At 63.6% G+C, this 16,434-nt stretch carries 13 protein-coding genes; 5 read left to right on the forward strand and 8 right to left on the reverse strand.

Annotated features, from left to right (window positions below; translation table 11 throughout):
• Positions 1-20 precede the first annotated feature (20 nt).
• The 3 genes from P9220_RS22960 to P9220_RS22970 all read left to right on the forward strand — a co-directional run bounded on the left by P9220_RS22960 (position 21) and on the right by P9220_RS22970 (position 3,622).
• Complete coding sequence (locus tag P9220_RS22960) at positions 21-1,349, forward strand: MFS transporter (RefSeq protein ID WP_309767954.1); 1,329 nt, start codon at positions 21-23, stop codon at positions 1,347-1,349.
• A 96-nt stretch (positions 1,350-1,445) separates the two neighbouring features.
• Positions 1,446-2,654, forward strand: coding sequence for a CaiB/BaiF CoA-transferase family protein (locus tag P9220_RS22965; RefSeq protein WP_309767956.1), 1,209 nt, complete (start codon positions 1,446-1,448; stop codon positions 2,652-2,654).
• Positions 2,651-3,622: a hydroxymethylglutaryl-CoA lyase gene (locus tag P9220_RS22970; protein WP_309767958.1), complete on the forward strand. Its 972-nt coding sequence runs from the start codon at positions 2,651-2,653 to the stop codon at positions 3,620-3,622. Before P9220_RS22965 ends, P9220_RS22970 begins: the two co-directional genes overlap by 4 nt.
• A 12-nt stretch (positions 3,623-3,634) precedes the next feature.
• Here the strand turns inward: P9220_RS22970 and P9220_RS22975 are convergent, their stop codons facing one another.
• Together P9220_RS22975 and P9220_RS22980 are read right to left on the reverse strand one after the other, a co-directional pair.
• A complete protein-coding gene (locus P9220_RS22975; RefSeq protein WP_309767960.1) occupies positions 3,635-4,474 on the reverse strand; it encodes a methyltransferase in 840 nt (279 codons plus the stop codon).
• Between the two features lie 82 nt (positions 4,475-4,556).
• A complete protein-coding gene (locus P9220_RS22980) occupies positions 4,557-5,747 on the reverse strand; it encodes a glycosyl hydrolase (protein WP_309767961.1) in 1,191 nt (396 codons plus the stop codon).
• 469 nt (positions 5,748-6,216) lie between these two features.
• Here P9220_RS22980 and P9220_RS22985 point away from each other — a divergent pair, with 469 nt between their 5' ends.
• The gene (locus P9220_RS22985) at positions 6,217-8,598 is read left to right on the forward strand and encodes a filamentous hemagglutinin N-terminal domain-containing protein (protein ID WP_309767962.1); all 2,382 of its coding nucleotides are present in this window, start codon (positions 6,217-6,219) and stop codon (positions 8,596-8,598) included.
• A gap of 654 nt (positions 8,599-9,252) precedes the next feature.
• Entirely contained in the window at positions 9,253-10,596 is a 1,344-nt protein-coding gene (locus P9220_RS22990) for a beta-glucosidase (protein ID WP_309767963.1), read from the forward strand.
• 38 nt (positions 10,597-10,634) lie between these two features.
• Here P9220_RS22990 and P9220_RS22995 read toward each other — a convergent pair whose 3' ends face one another.
• From P9220_RS22995 to P9220_RS23020, 6 genes are read right to left on the reverse strand one after another with little or no spacing between them, the layout of a single operon-like run.
• Entirely contained in the window at positions 10,635-11,717 is a 1,083-nt protein-coding gene (locus P9220_RS22995) for an alcohol dehydrogenase catalytic domain-containing protein (RefSeq protein ID WP_309767965.1), read from the reverse strand.
• Between the two features lie 26 nt (positions 11,718-11,743).
• The gene (locus P9220_RS23000) at positions 11,744-12,778 is read right to left on the reverse strand and encodes an NAD(P)-dependent alcohol dehydrogenase (protein ID WP_309767966.1); all 1,035 of its coding nucleotides are present in this window, start codon (positions 12,776-12,778) and stop codon (positions 11,744-11,746) included.
• Between the two features lie 34 nt (positions 12,779-12,812).
• Entirely contained in the window at positions 12,813-13,559 is a 747-nt protein-coding gene (locus P9220_RS23005) for an SDR family oxidoreductase (protein ID WP_309767967.1), read from the reverse strand.
• 7 nt (positions 13,560-13,566) lie between these two features.
• Positions 13,567-14,547, reverse strand: coding sequence for a sugar-binding transcriptional regulator (locus tag P9220_RS23010; RefSeq protein ID WP_309767968.1), 981 nt, complete (start codon positions 14,545-14,547; stop codon positions 13,567-13,569).
• A gap of 36 nt (positions 14,548-14,583) precedes the next feature.
• Complete coding sequence (locus P9220_RS23015; RefSeq protein WP_309767970.1) at positions 14,584-15,465, reverse strand: carbohydrate ABC transporter permease; 882 nt, start codon at positions 15,463-15,465, stop codon at positions 14,584-14,586.
• Positions 15,462-16,400, reverse strand: coding sequence for a sugar ABC transporter permease (locus P9220_RS23020; protein WP_309767971.1), 939 nt, complete (start codon positions 16,398-16,400; stop codon positions 15,462-15,464). Before P9220_RS23020 ends, P9220_RS23015 begins: the two co-directional genes overlap by 4 nt.
• Positions 16,401-16,434: the final 34 nt, after the last annotated feature.

The following is a 16,434-nucleotide window of genomic DNA, read 5'->3' on the forward strand; positions in this document are numbered from 1 at the left end:
ACTGGTCACCGGAGACAAACGTGAACGAAGCCCTATCCGCCAGCATCGGCCTGGCGCCTCCCGACGAAGCCCGCACCGTTCGCAAGGTCGCCTGGCGGATCATGCCGCTCATCATGGTGTGCTATCTCTTTGCGTTCTTCGACCGCATCAACATCAGCTTCGCCAAGTTCGCGCTGCAGAGCGATCTGTCACTGACCGACACGGCCTACGGCCTCGGCGCGGGCCTGTTCGTCGTCGGGTACGTGCTCTTCGAAGTCCCGAGCAACATGATGCTCTACAAGGTCGGCGCGCGCCGCTGGATCTGCCGGATCATGATCTCGTGGGGCATCGCCACTGCGTTGATGGCCTTCGTGCAGACCGAGTGGCAGTTCTATACGCTGCGCTTTCTGATCGGCGCGATGGAAGCCGGCTTCGCACCCGGCGTCCTGTTCTATCTGACGCTGTGGTTCCCGGTGGCGTATCGCGGCCGCATCACGTCGACGCTCTTCCTCGCCTCGGCTTTCGCCGGCATCCTCGGCGCGCCCGTTGCGGGACTCGTGCTTTCGCAGATGGAAGGCGTGCTCGGCATGCGCGGCTGGCACTGGCTCTTTCTCGTGGGCGGACTGCCTTGCGTCGCGCTCGGCTATCTCGTGTTCAAGGTGCTGAAGGATCGTATCGAGGACGCGCCGTGGCTCACATCCGACGAGCAAGCGATGCTGTCACGGCGAATCGCCGATCAAAACCGGCACATCGGCGGGCACTCGTTGCCCGGCGCGCTGAAGACGCCCGGCTTTCTCAAACTCGGCCTCGTCTACTTCATGATCCAGGTGTGCTCCTACGGGCTGAACTTCTGGGCGCCGCATCTGATTCGCACCTCGGGCATCACGCATCCGACGACGATCGGCTTTCTCACTGCCGTGCCGTATATCTGCGGCGCAGTGACGATGGTCGTGGTCGGCCGGCTCTCCGATGCGAGCGGACATCGCAGCCGCTTCGTCGCCGCGCTCATGCTGCTCGCGGCCGTGGGCTTCCTGTGCGCGGGCCTCTTCGACAAGCACACGTCCTTTCTGATCGCCGCGCTGGCGGTGATGGGCGCGGGCATCATCGCTTCCATTCCGGCCTTCTGGGCGCTGCCGCCGAAGCTGATGACCGGCGCGGGCGCTGCGGGCGGCATCGCGCTCATCAACACGCTCGGTCAACTCGGCGGCATCGTCAGTCCCGTGATGGTCGGCCGCATCAAGGACGTCACCGGCAGCACCACACCGGCGCTCTATGCGATCGGCGGGCTTGCCATCGTCTGCGCGGCGATTCTGCTCTTCGCGCTGCCCGCCAGGCTGCGTGCAAGAGAAGCGCATGCATCCGCCAGTTGATGCGTCCGCCTCGACTCACGACGGACTTCCAGATGAAACCGATACACGACGTCCATGCCGCCTCGCCGGCGCGGACGCGTCATTAGAAGGAACACGATGATGAACCACGGCATATCCGCCGCCGCCTTGCAGGGACTGCGCGTTGTCGAGATGGGGCAACTGATCGCCGGGCCGTTCGCCGGAAAGACGCTCGGTGACTTCGGCGCCGACGTCATCAAGATCGAAGCGCCCGGCAGCGGCGATCCGCTGCGCAACTGGCGTCTGATCAAGGATGGCACATCGGTCTGGTGGCAGGTTCAATCGCGCAACAAGCGCTCGATCGCACTCGATCTGCGCAGCGCCGAGGGTCAGGAGATCGCGCGCAAGCTGATCGCCGAAGCCGATGTGCTCATCGAAAACTTCCGCCCCGGCACGCTCGAACGATGGGGCATGGGCTGGGACGAGCTGTCCCGCATCAATCCCGGCCTCGTCATGCTGCGCATTTCCGGCTATGGGCAAACCGGCCCGTATCGCGATTTGCCGGGCTTCGGCGCAATCGGGGAAGCGATGGGCGGGCTGCGTCACGTGACCGGCGAGCCGGGCCGCGTGCCGGTGCGATGCGGGATATCGATCGGCGATACGCTCGCGGCCTTGCACGGCGCCATCGGCATTCTGACTGCGCTTTATCACCGCAAGGTGAACGGCGGCGTGGGGCAAGTCATCGACGTGGCGTTGAACGAAGCCGTGTTCAACGTGATGGAAAGCCTCGTCCCCGAATACAGCGCGTTCGGCGCGGTGCGCGAAGCAGCCGGAAGCGCGCTGCCCGGCATCGCGCCGTCGAATGCGTATCGATGCACGGATGGCTTCGTGCTGATCGCCGGAAACGGCGACAGCATCTTCAGGCGCCTGATGGAGACGATCGGCCGCAACGACCTCGGCGGCGCACCCGATCTCGCCGACAACGCAGGCCGCGTCGCGCGGGCCGACGAACTCGACCGGGCCATCGAAGCATGGACGCTCACGCAGTCCGTGCAGCAGGTGCTCGATGTGCTCGGCGCGGCAGGCGTGCCGGCCGGCAAGGTGTACACCGCGAAGGATATCGTCGAGGACCCTCACTACCGCGCGCGCGACATGATCCTCTCGCAAACCACGCGCGACGGTTACGAAGTCGAGGTCCCCGGCGTCGTGCCGAAGCTGATGGGCACGCCAGGCACGGTGCGCAGTTCGGCTCCCGGTCTCGGCGACGACACCGACGCCGTGCTGCAGGAACTCGGCTATTCGACGCAGGACATCGCCGCGCTGCGCGGCAGAAAGGTGGTCGCATGACACTCTGGAACGGCGCCGGACGGCGCATCCATATGCAGGAAGTCGGCACGCGCGACGGTTTGCAGGCCGAAACGGCGTTCGTCCCGACGCGGGACAAGATCGCGCTCGTCGATGCGTTATCGCGCTCCGGCCTGGCCAAGATAGAAGTGACGGCCTTCGTCTCGCCGAAAGCGATTCCGGCCCTGAGCGACGCCGATGCGGTGCTGCGCGGCATCGAGCGCCGGCCCGGCGTCGTGTACAGCGCCCTCGTGCCGAACGTGCGCGGCGCCGAACGTGCGATCGAAGCCCGTGCCGACGAGCTGAATCTCGTCATGTCCGCGAGTGAAACCCACAATCTCTCGAACTTGCGAATGACGCGCAGCCAGTCGTTCGATGCGCTGTCCGAAGTCGCGTCGATCGCGCGGGATGCCGGGGTATCGGTGAACGTTTCGCTATCCTGCGCCTTCGGCTGCCCGATGGAAGGCGATGTGCCCGAAGACACGGTCATGGACTGGTGCAGCGCATTCGTCGGCAAGCTGGGCGCGCGCGGCATCACGCTATGCGACACCACCGGCATGGCCTATCCGACGCAAGTCGCGGCACTGACCCAAGCCTTCCGCGAACGATGGCCCGGCGTGGAACTGACGCTGCACTTCCATAACACGCGGGGTCTCGGGATGGCGAACGTACTCGCCGCGATCGATGCAGGAGCCGACCGTTTCGATGCGTCGCTCGGCGGCATCGGCGGCTGTCCGTATGCGCCGGGCGCGACGGGCAACGTGTGCACGGAAGAAATCGTGCATGGCCTCGAACTGATGGGCTACGACACCGGCGTGGACCTCGGCGGTCTCATCGATGCTTCGCGGCGCTTGCCGGCGCTCATCGGCCATGACATTCCGAGTCAGATCGTCAAGGCGGGCCGCCGTCTGGACCTGCATCGGCTGCCGGCCGACTTCGAAGCCATCCGGCAACGCGCACACAGCCGATAAACGAGACGACGCTCACGGCTTGACGAACCTGAGCGTCATGCGGTCCGATTCGCCGATGGCCGCAAAGCGCGAGCGGTCGGCATCGCCGCCTTCGTAAGTGGGCGGCAGCGACCACACGCCGTGCGGGTGATCCTTCGTATCCTTCGGATTCGCGTTGATCTCGCTGCGCGCGCTCAGCACGAAGCCCGCTGCCTGAGCACGTTCGATGACGAAGGCCTCGGTCACGTAACCGGTATCGATCATCTGCTGCACGCTCGCCCCCGGCCGCGCGCGATGCTCTTCGACGCCCAATTCCCCGCCATGCTTGAGCGCGCCGTAGAACGCCCGCAGGTTCGCATCGACTTGTCCGTCCTTGATCCAGTTATGGATATTGCGGAACGTGAGCACGCGGTCGAACCGCTCGGCGGCGTCGAAGCCGATGAACCGCCCGGCATGCAAAGTGCCGACGACAACCTTTCCATACACCGATGGATTGCTCGCGAGCTTGCGTCGATAGGCGGTGTCGCTTGCGCTGTCTTCAGCGGCAAGATCGGCGGACGTGCTCAGATATTGCGCTTCGTAGAGATGGCCGGCATCGCGCAGATAAGGGGCGAGAATATCCGTGTACCAGCCGCCGCCCGGCGCGATTTCCAGCACGGCTTGTGTCGGCGCGAGACCGAAGAACTGCAGCGTCTCTTTCGGATGGCGATATCCATCTCGCGCACGCGCCTTGTCCGCGCGTTGCGATCCGCCGATGGCGGCATCGAGCGACGTGTTGTCTTTGAGCGACGACGACGCGCAGCCTGCCAGCGCGAGCGCAACGAAGGTCGAAAGCGCGACCGAGCGCGCGCGGGCAAGACGAATGGCGTTCATGGCATCGGCGAGAGTCCGGTATTCGCGACACGATACCCGTTAATCGCGCGATGCGCTTTTCCCTTTCCAGCCGCCCCGCGACTTATACCGGGTTCGCCGCAATGAAGTCCTTGAACACGGCATACGCCGGATTCTTCGTCACGCCGTCGAGCTGCATGAGACCGTAGTTCCGGTCCATCACCGCATACATCATGATGGACTGAATGTTGTACTTGTCCTTGATCGCGCGATACTGCGTGAGCGCCCTGCTCGTATATGCAGCGGCCGATTGCGGCGTATCGTTCGCACCGGACCAGCCCCACTCGGTCAGCCAGATCGGCACGTTGAAAGAATCCTTCAGCACTTGCAGCACGTCGATGCACGCGTTGTTGCGGCCGCCGCACTGGATGTCGCCCGAACTCTTGTACCAGTGATAGCTCGTGAAGTCCCAGCGCAGCGACGCCGCGCCGCTCACGCCCTGCACCGTGCCATCGGGCGAGATGCCGTTCCACAGCATTTGCAGTGCGCCGTAGGCCATCGGAATGCCGACGTTCACGCCGCACTGGATAGTCGGATCGATAGCGCGCACGCCGTCGATCATGCCGCGCAGCGCACCGCGAAACGACGGCCAGCAGGCGGGGTCCCAGTCCGCGCGCGAACTGCCGTCGCCGGCGATCTTCAGGTCCACGTCAAGCTCGTTGCCGCACTCGATGTACTTGACGAGCCCCTTCAACGGACGCGTGCAGCGCACCGCGAGGTCATAGCCGAGCGCATAGGCATCCGCTTCGCTGCTGTGCGGGTCCCAGTGCGCCGACAGCGGATTGAACACCGGCAGGATCGATACGCCGCTGTTCGCGAACGGTCCCTTCAGCGCGTTGGCGAGCGTGGTCGCCATGCCGCCGTCGGCGATGTCGCAGCGATAGTTCGTGACGCCCAGATCCTGAAGGATGGCGAGCTGCGCAGCCGGCGGCATCGTCATGTAGATGCCTTCGCCCCACGCCATGTGACCGTTGATGCCGTAGAAAAGCCCGTCCGATGCGGCCGGCGCTTGCGAGCTCGCATCGTTCGCGTTCGTGTTCGCGGGCTGCGTCGCGTTGCTGGTGCTCGTGCTTGCGGTCGTATTCGCTGCCGTCGTCGTCGCGACCGGCGTTCCGTTCGTCGATGGCGTCGAGGTCGTCGACGACGCCGGGTTCGTGCTCGCGCTCGTCTTGCCGGCGGCCTGCGAATCGCTGCTGCCGCCGCCTCCGCCGCCGCAGCCGGCCAGCACGGCGCTGCCGGCCGACGCGAGCATCATCGCGAGAAAGGTTCTGCGCTTCGGTGCGTCGAGCGAAGCGGCGGGATAGGAGAGTCGGGGTCGTGAGGCTTGGTTCGGGACTGGCATGGCCGCAAAGGGTGGCGTTGATGCTCACGTTTACGGCCATGCGGGCACGGGCTTGAATCGTCTCTTGTATGTGCGCCGGAAAACATTCGGGGGTGACTGGCATTTTTACCGGCGCGGGGATGCGCTTGTCCATCGCGATGAGTTGCAGTACCCGGTCGATCCCGACTTGCAGACTTGCGAGTCATTCGCTCTCGCCACAACGGCACATTCTCCGGGCTGACGCCACAAGAATTCGAAGCGTGCCGCCGATCCGACACGAACGCAAAAGACTGTCGTTGCGCTTCGTTAGTGCTGCTACACTGCCCTGCCACCAGAGCGCCACTAAGCGACCAGATAATAGCGACCAGTAAGACGGGGAATGTCACAGCCCAAAGGGGGGCCTATGCGTCATTCAGTCAATCGTCTCGTAAGCGCCTTCGCAACCGGCAGTGCTGCCGGTCATGCAGGCGCGCGGGCGGCGTGCTTCACCATCCGCCCTCTTTCCATGTTCATCGCCATTGCTTGCGGGTCGTTCGCATCGGCCGCGATAGCCGCTCCGCCTCTGCCGCAAGGCGGGCAGTTCGTCGCCGGCGCGGGAAGCATCACGCAAAGCGGCGGCAACATGACCATCACGCAATCGGGGGCGCGCGGCGTCATTGACTGGAACAGCTTCTCGATTGCTTCGGGGCGGACGGTGTCGATCAACAACGGGACCGGCGCGACGCTCAATCGCGTGACCGGTAACGACGTCTCTTCGATCTACGGCACGCTCAAGGGAACCGGTACGGTCTACCTCATCAATCCGCACGGCGTGGTCGTCGGACCGCGCGGCGTCGTGTCGACGGGCGGCCATTTCGTCGCCTCGACGCTCGACATCAGCAACGACGACTTCGCTTCCGGCTATCAGGCCACGTTCACCGGCAACTCCAATGCGAGCGTCGTCAATCTGGGCAACATCAGTTCGACCGGCGGCAACGTGTATCTCATCTCCGCGAACAAGGTGATGAACGCGGGACGCATCGAGGCGCCGGAGGGATCGGCCAATCTCGTGGCGGGCCGTTCCGTGTCGCTGATCGACACCGGCTACGACCAGCAGATCGGCGTGGCCGTCGGCAGCCACGGCACGATCGCGAACGCGGGCGAAGTCCAGGCGGCGCTCATTAATCTGCAGGCAGCCGACGGCAATATCTTCGCGCTCGCGGGCCGCTCGGCCGCGTTGCGCGCGACTGGCACCGCCACGCGCGACGGCCACGTGTGGCTTGTTGCCGATACCGGCTCGGTCGATGCACGCGGCGCGCAGATCAGCGCACGCAATGCGGACGGCACGCCGTCGGGCGTCGACATGATCGGCCGGGACGTCAAGGTCGGCGGCGCGGACATCAGCGCGGGCGCGCTCAACATCACGACCGGCGAATTCACCGCCGATGCCGCGACCGCCGGCACGTTCACATCGAGCCTGAACCGCGGCACGTCGATCACGGTGAATGCGGACGGCACGGACGGCAGCGCCGGCGCGACCGGCAAGGGCAATATCGTCGTGCCGACGAACCTGCGCTGGAACGGCGCGTCGTCGCTCACGCTCAACGCGGCGCACTCGGTGACGATCGCGCCCGGCGTCACCGTCGCCAATGCCGGTTCGGGCTCGCTCAAGCTGTACGCGGACGCGCACGCGTTCAACAACGGCGGCAGCGTGACGAACCTCGGGACCATCGACTGGTCGCGCAGCAACGGCGTCATCTCCGTGCTTTACGACATGAACGGCGCGAATACGCCTGGCACGGTGCGCGTCAATCCGTCGTGGAGCGCCGCGCCCTATAGCGGCCTCGTCACGCAGTACACGGCATATAGGCTCGTCAATTCGATCGACGATCTGCGCGCGGTCAAGAACGATCTCTCCGGCACTTACGCGCTCGGCACGAGCCTCGGACTCTTCGGCGCGACGGGTCTCGGTGGCATCGGCACGGCGGCAACGCCGTTCACCGGACAGTTCGACGGCATGGGCCATCTGCCCGTGGGCCTCACGCTGGGCGGTGGCGAGACGGGGCTTTTCGGCGTCGTCGGCGCGAGCGGCATCCTGCGCAACTTCGTGCTTGCCGGAACCACGGCCACGGCGTCCAGCGGACCGGTCGGGATGCTCGTCGGCACTAACCGCGGCTATCTCGTGAACGTGGGCGCATCGGGTGTGATCACGTCGACGGGCGAAGGCTCCACGGTGGCGGGCGGACTGGCGGGCGAGAACTTCGGACGCATCGAGCAATCGTGGGCCGGCGGCAATGTCAGCGGCGGCAGCGCGGTCGGCGGACTCGTCGGCCGCAACGACGGGTTCATCGGCCAGTCGTATGCGCTCGGCTCCGCGGCGGCAAGCGGCCAGGGCGCGCTCGGCGGACTCGTCGGCATCAATAACGGCAGGGTCGTGCAGTCGTATGCGCAGGAATCGCTGACGGGCAACGGAGCCGTCGGCGGACTCGTGGGCGGCAATGCGGGCGGCATCTACGAGTCCTACACGACGTCCACGCTGTCCACCGGCGCGGGCGCGCGAGCGGGCGGCATCGTGGGCGGAAACCGCGGGTTGATCGCGTCGAACGTGTTCTGGAACAAGGAGTCGTCGGGCGTAGCCTCGCCGGTCGGCCAGGGCGCGGGAGCGCCGGCGTCAGCCGGGCTCACCGACGCGCAACTGGGCGATACGGCAAGCTTCGGTCCGACGTGGGACTTCAGCGCCAACGGCGCATGGGCAATGCCGGTCGGATCATTGTCGCCGGCGTTGCGGTGGCTGTACGGCTCCTGATAATCCGCAAGCGCATTTACGCTTTGAATGCCCGGCCCGCCAGCGATGGCGGGCTTTTTTTCGGCCGCGAATGGCTCGTAAATGGCGATCCGATATCCGTGCAAATACCGGCTTCGCAAAACGCCCATTATTTGCGATTCCCATTTTTTGAACCGGTCGACACGCGAGTTTCAGCGCGTTCAGAAACCGCGATTTAACCATAGTCAAAAAAAGGTTACTTTTTAGCGCCCGCACGTTCGATAGAAAGTACATTTATCCGATGAAACGAGCAATGCGGCGATACGTAAGTTATGCCACCATTCATATGAACACATGCTTTCAAATGACCGGTTCTTATCGACGTTGAAGCCGAGACGCAAGACCTAATACGGGTTCCGTTCTTATTTGTATGCGCAGGAATGCATAAATTGCCGCGCAAACGTTCACTGTTACATACCGTTACGGCCTTTTTCATACGGTAAGAAATAACGAGCAGGTACCATTGCTTTCGTCCGGTCAGCAAAAACGACTGCGAAACGCGCCTCTCATTTCTGAGGCGCACTGGTTGATCGCCTGTCTATTCCCTTCAGGTTCGAATCGCGAGTGCTTCGAAAAGCATTCAGGGAAGACCTTTTTTCGGCGGTCGGAATTGGAACACGTTCATCCAAACTCACAATGAAGAAAAACCATTTCATCGTTTATTCTTTCTGTGCAAGCTCGCTAATCCTGTCGGCATGCGGCGGCGGCGCGGACAATCTCCCGTCGAGCGTGGCAAACAGCGCGAATGATCCGGCGGCGGTTGCGAAAGCGGGCACGCAAGCCCCCTCGCCCAGCGGCACGACCATCCCTTCCGCCACGTCGATCGTCGATTCCTCGAACGCGGTCTGGACCGTGACCAACGGCGTGATTTATCGCGCGGGCCAGAAGGCTGGCTTCTCGCAGGCGGTCATCCAGTTGCTGTGGTACGGCGGCAAGATTTATCAGCAGAACGTGAACAAGCTGTGGTGGGTGTGGCAGAACAACACGTGGGTCACGTCCAGCGATCCGCGCACGGCGACGGCCGCCGCCGCTTCGACGGCGATCCCGTTCTTCGGCGTGAACGCCCACTACATTCAGGGCGGCGTGTATTCGTCGATCCCGCTCGCGACGCAATCCGCGACGATGGTCGACCTCGGTCTGACGAGCGTGCGTCAGGACGTCTACAGCAACGCGCAGATCGATATCCTCGCCGACAAGGTCATGCCGAACGTCGGCTCGAAGGTCAACGTGATGCCGCTGGTGATTCCTCATCCGTGGATGGACCCGACGCTCAACGGCCGCACGCCGACGGAAGCATCGGCTTACACGTACGCCTACAACATGGCCGCTTACGCGGCGACGCGCTTCAAGGGCGTGCCGGTCGTGGAGTTCGGCAACGAGTACGACATCGACGAGCACAATCAGCGCATCGCGAACGACGGCGTCAATGTCTCCGACTACGACAACAACACGTGGCCGATCTGGCGCGGCACGATGCGCGGCTCGTATGACGGCTGGCGCTCGGTCGACAAGTCCGGCCAGACGAAGATCATCAACACGGCGTCGACGGGCTTCCTGAATCTCGGCTGGTACAAGGGCATGCTGACCGGCACGCAGCCGGACGGTTCGACGGGCCATCCGAAAGTGCCCACGGACATCATCCAGTTGCACTGGTACTCGGACGGTCTCGATCCGGTGAACACGTGGGGCAAGGACGGCACCAACTATAACGTGCTCAAGATTCTTCACGACACATACAACCTGCCGATCATGTTCACCGAAATCGGCATCAACGCGGACTTCTCGACGGCCAAGGCGCAGGCTTACATCGCCAAGACGATTCCGGAGCTGTACGCGGCGCGAAGCACGTACAACGTGATCGGCTTCAACTGGTACGAGCTGTATGACGATCCTAGCGGCACGTTCGGCATCCTGACGAATGGCGGCGCGAACAAGGCGGTCTATTCGTCGGTGAAGGCGGCGGTCGCGGCCTCGAAGTAAGTGTCTCCGGGCGGAGCGCGTATCGCGCTCCGCCTTTTTTATTTGGGCCGCAGCAGCACCTTGATCGAATCGAGCGAGTTCGCGACTTCGATCGCCTCGTCCCACTCTTCGAGCGTAAAGCCGTGCGTGACGATGCCCTTCGACGTCACGAGACCGCGTGCGAGCAGGTCGATGGCGATGGGATAGCAGTACGGTCCGAGATGCGCGCCGCGCACGTCGAGTTCCTTGCGATCGCCGATGATCGACCAGTCGACCGTCGTATCGCTGCCGAAGACGGAGAACTCCACGAAACGCCCGAGCTTGCGAATCAGTTCGAGCCCTTGCGTGACGCCCGCCGGCGAGCCGGTGGTTTCAATGTACACATCGCAGCCGTATTGATCGGTGATCGCGCGGATCGCTTCGAGCGCATTGTCGGTCTTCGGGTTGATCGTGATATCCGCGCCGTATTCGCGCGCGAGTTCGAGACGCTCGTCGACGAGATCGATCACGACCAGTTTCTTCGGTGTCTTGAGATGCGCGACCTGCACCATCATCAGGCCGAGCGGACCCGCGCCTGCGATCACGACGACATCGCTCAACTGAATGTCGCCGCGGTTCACCGTATGGATCGCGCAGGCAAGCGGTTCGATGATCGCTGCGTCTTCGAGCGAGATGCCGTCGGGAATCTTGTGAACGATTGCCGTGGGCGGAAAGCGCATGTATTCCGCCATGCCGCCGTCCGCCACTTCGCGCTGAAAGCCGAAGATGTTGTGCACTTCGCACATCCAGTACTGGCCCGACCTGCAATAGCGGCACTTCGCGCACGGCACGATCTGCTCCGCGATCACGCGATCGCCCTTCTGCACCCCGAAATGTTCCGCGGCGCCATCGCCGAGTTCTTCGACATAACCGAAGAACTCATGTCCGGGGATGACCGGCGCCTTGACCCACGGATTCGGCCCGCCCCAGAACATCTTCGCGCCCGACCAGCATTTGCAGTCGCTCGCGCAGATGCCGCATGCCGCGATGCGGATGACCAGCTCGTTCGGCCCCGCACGCGGACGCTGCACGCGCTCGACGCGATAATCCTTCGGCGCACGGCATACGATCGCCGTCATCTCCGCGTTGTCGGTGTTCTCCATGATCGCGTCTCCCGGTAGTTGTCGCGTCATTCCATGACGATCTGTACTTTCACATCCGTCGGCACGCCGCTCGCGGCTTCCTCGAAGGCCTTGATGCCCTCGGCGAAGGGGAACGTGCGCGAGATGAAAGGCTTGACATCGAGCTTGCCGGATGCGATCAACTGAATCGCACGCGGAAAGATATTCGCGTAGCGAAACACGGATTCGATGCGCGCTTCCTTGATCTGCACCGCGACGACATCGAGCGGAATTGCGTGTTGCGGCATGCCGACGAGGACGAGACATCCGCCGGGACACAGCAGATCGACGATGCCTTCGAACGCCTTCTCATTGCCGCTTGCTTCGAACACGATGTTCGCGCCCCAGCCGTCCGTCAGTTCGGCGATCACGTCCTGCACGCGCTGCTCGCGAATATTGACTGCGGTGACGCCCTGCACCGCGCCGATCAGATCGAGCTTTTCCTGTACCAGATCGCAGACGATCGCGCGGCTGCATCCCCCCGCGAGCGCGGCGAGCGCGCACATCATCCCGATGGTGCCCGCGCCGAGCACCACGGCAACATCACCCGGCTGGATCGCCGCTTTCTTCGCGGCCTGCAACCCGATGGACAGCGGCTCGACGATCGCGCCTTCCGCAAAGCTCACGTTGTCGGGCAGCTTGTAGGTGAACGCCGCCGGATGCACGACGAACGGCGCGAGGCAGCCATGCACTGGCGGCGTCGCCCAGAAGCGCACTTTGGGATCGAGGTTATACATGCCTTCGCGCGATGCACGCGACTGCATGTCCGGCACGCCCGGCTCCATGCACACGCGGTCGCCCGCCTTCAGATGCGTGACTTCATCGCCCACTTCCACGACCGTGCCGGATGCTTCGTGCCCGAGCACCATCGGCTCGTTCACGACGAACGGCCCGATGCGTCCGTGCTGATAATAGTGAACATCGCTGCCGCAAATGCCTACCGTGTGGATGCGTATCCGCACGTCATGCGGACCCACGACCTGCGGCAAGCTGAACGGACGCAGGCTGATGCGCCGTGCTTCTTCAAGAACCAGTGCTTCCATCGTCGTTCCTTCGCGTTTGTATGAGGATTCCGTATCATCCCGCCTGAAAGCCGCCGTCGACTGCGAGGCTCACGCCGCTTACCATGCTCGAATCGTCGCTCAGCAAGTAAGCGATGGTGCGCGCCACTTCCACCGGCTGCACGAAGCGATTCATCGGAACGCGCGCGAGCATCGGGCCTGATTTCGCGGGGTCGCTCCATGCCTTTTCCGCCATCGGCGTCATGGTGACCACAGGGTTGACTGCGTTCACGCGTATGCCGTGCGGGCCGAGTTCCACGGCCATCACGCGCGTCATCGCGTCGAGCGCGCCCTTCGATGCGCAATACGACGCATGCAGCGGCAAGCCGACCGCCGCCGATATGCTCGACACGTTGACGATCGCTCCGCCGTTGCCGCGCTCGATCATGCTTCTCGCGCATGCCTGAGCGACGATCATCGCCGCGCGCACGTTGACGTTCATCGTGAGATCGAAGGCATCGGCGGTGGTATCGAGAAACGGCTGCAGTTCCACGAGACCGGCGCAGTTGACGAGCAGGTCGACCGGCTGCGCGGATCGCGCGGCTTCGCTCGCGGCGCGGGCATCGGCGAGATCGACTGCGATGGTGTCGCAGCCGGTTTCCCTCGCCAGCACCGCGAGGTCTTCCGCGCTGCGGCTCAGTGCAATGACGCGCGCGCCCCGTTCGCTCAGCAGATGCACCGTCGCATGACCGATGCCTTTGCCCGCACCCGTGACGAGCACGGTCTTTCCTTCGAATTCGCGATTTCTGTCGATGGTCGTCATGGCTCGTTCAAGGCTCGTCACATAAGCGCCGCGCGGTCTCTTCATCGGTGACGAGCACCGACGGATAGCGGCCGCGCAACGCCGCGCGTGTCACATGGAATTTCTTCGGTCCGCCGCTGACCAGTATCACGCGACGAATCTTGCGCAAGTCTTCGAGCGTAATGGCCACGGTGCGGCGATTCAGCGGATGATCGATCAGCTCGCCGTCTTCATCCATGAAATGGCCGAGCATGTCGCCGACCGCGCCCGCCTTCTCCAGCGTGCGCAATTGCTCGGGATTGTCGATGCCGTACGTGACGACGAGCGATTCCGTCAGATCGCCGCACGTCAGCAAGGCAAGGTCCGCGTTGCGCGCAAGATCGTAGGTTTCGCGCACGGTGCCTTCCTGCAGGATGACGTCGCGCGCCTTCTGACTGCTCACGTAGATCGGCGCCGCGAAGATATAGCCGTCGGCGCGGCAGATGTCCGCGAAATCCGATACGAGATCGAATGTGTTGATGCTCGGGCAATGCGACAGTCCCCCTTGCAGCGATACCGCCGACACCGCGCCGTACGAACGCTGCGGCATCGCACGAAGGACGGCGCGTATCGTGCGCCCCCAGCCTAGCCCGATGGTCTGCCCCGCGACGATCTGCTTGGCGAAGTAACTCGCCGCGCCGATCCCCAGCGCCGCATTGTTCGCCTCGGTGTTCGCACCGCTCGGCACCACGACCGCGCTTTCGAGCCCGAAGCGCCTGACTAGCGCCTCCTCGAGCGCCACGCACGGCGCGATCTTGCTGTTGATGGTGATCTGCACGAGGCCCGATTCGCGGCTCGCGGCGAGCAGCCGGTTCACCCGCACGCGATTGCTGCCGATGCGCTGCGCGATCTCCTGCTGCGTCAGATTGCCGACGTAGTAATGCCACGCGACGCGCGCCTGCAGTTCCTCCTCCGAGTCGATCGAACCGTCCGTTACGGCAATCGCGATGGGCGGGGCTGTCTTGCTCATGTTCTCTATGTAGTCGCAATGAAGGGCCGCGCGAGTTTACTTCACTGCACCCATCGTGAGCCCCTGCACGAGCCGGCCCGATACGAGCAGCGCGAATACCACCATCGGCAAGACGATCAGCGTGCCTGTCGCCATGATCTCGCCCCAGGGCAACTCATAGCCGCTCATGTAACTCGTCGCGGCAACAGGCGATGTGATGGCTTCGGTGCGCGTCAGCACGAGCGCATAGAGCAGGTCGTTCCACGAGAAGATGAACGCGAAGATCGCGGATACGACGATGCCCGGCATCGCGAGCGGCAAGTTGATGCGCCAGAACACGCGCCACGGCGATGCGCCGTCGAGCCGCGCGGCTTCATCGAGCTCGACGGGGATGTTGCGGAACTGGTCGGTGCATATCCATACGACGATCGGCAGCGAGAAAGTCAGATAGAGCAGGATCAGCACGATATGGGTATCAACGATATCGAGCTTCGTCGCGATCAGGAAGAACGGCACCGCGAGCACCACGGGACTCACCATGCGGTTCGAGATGAACCAGAACCACAGGTCTTCCTTGCCGCGGAATTCATAACGTGCGAGCGCGTAAGCGGCGGGTGCGCCGAGCAGGATGGCGAGCACGGTCGTCGAGCTCGCGATGATGAACGAGTTGAGCAGACTGCCCGCCACGTCATGCTCGAAGAGCGCGGCCGAATAGTGATGGAACGTCGGACTGAAGAGCCATTTCGGCGGATACGCCAATGCGTCGGACTGGCTCTTGAGGCTCGTCGTCACCATCCAGTAGAACGGAAACACGGACGACAGAAACACCACCAGAAGGCCCAGAAAGTGCCATACGGTTGCGCGTCTGCGTGCTGCGCGCGCACGCTTGCCGCGCTGCGCCACGCCGCCGTTTGGGGTTTGCGAATTTGTCGTGCTCACGCGGCCTCCCGATAAACGAAGCGAATATAAAGTCGCGACAGCACGATGGTCAGGATCAGCAGGATGATGGCTTGCGCCGACGCCATGCCCTGATCGAAGAGCCGGAAGCCCACGCGCTGAATATAGACACTGATGAACTCCGTCGCCGCGCCGGGGCCGCCGCGCGTCATCGTGAAGACGGCGTCGAACATCTTGAGCATGTCGGCGGAGCGGAGAATGAGGATCGCGGTCAGGCCCGGCAACAGGTAAGGCCGCTGCAAGTGCCAGAGAATCATGCTCCACTTCGGCGTTTCCAGGCGCGCCGCTTCTTCCGCTTCCTTCGGGACCATTGAAAGACCCGCGAGCATGATGAGCGCGCAGAACGGCGTCCACTGCCAGATATCCATGATCATCACGGAGACGAACGCGAGCGTGGGATCGGCGAGCCAGTCTTGCGGCGGAATGCCCAGCAACCCCGTCAAATAGTTCGCCACACCGAATTGCCGGTTGAAGATCAGCCGGCCGATGAGACCGACGACCGCATAAGTCGTCGCCATCGGAATGACGAGACTCACGCGCGCGGCGGCACGCATGAAGCGCAAATCCATGCGATGCAACATGAGCGCAGCGAAGAGACCGAGCGCGACTTCGATCGGCAGCGTGAGGCAAAGAAAGAGCGCGGTGCGGCCGAGCGCGCCCCAGAACGAGGGATCGGACAGCGTCGCGATGTAGTTATCGACGCCGACGAACGGCGTGCCCGATGCGAGATCGGCCAGCTTGTACTGATGAAACGAGTTGTAGAGCGCAAGCAGCAGCGGATAGATGCCGATGACCGCGAGCGCGAAGATTGCGGGAAACAGGAACCAGAAGGCGGGCGAGCGCGGCAATACGCCGAAGCGGCGCGCATGCCTGCGCGGCCCCCTCGCCTGCGTCGCAGATGCAGTGCCGTTCGCCATTGATTCGCCTCCGGTTCCTTAGGGATGCTGCGTG

The organism is Caballeronia sp. LZ016 (assembly GCF_031450805.1).
In the GTDB taxonomy this organism is placed as follows: Bacteria; Pseudomonadota; Gammaproteobacteria; order Burkholderiales; family Burkholderiaceae; genus Caballeronia.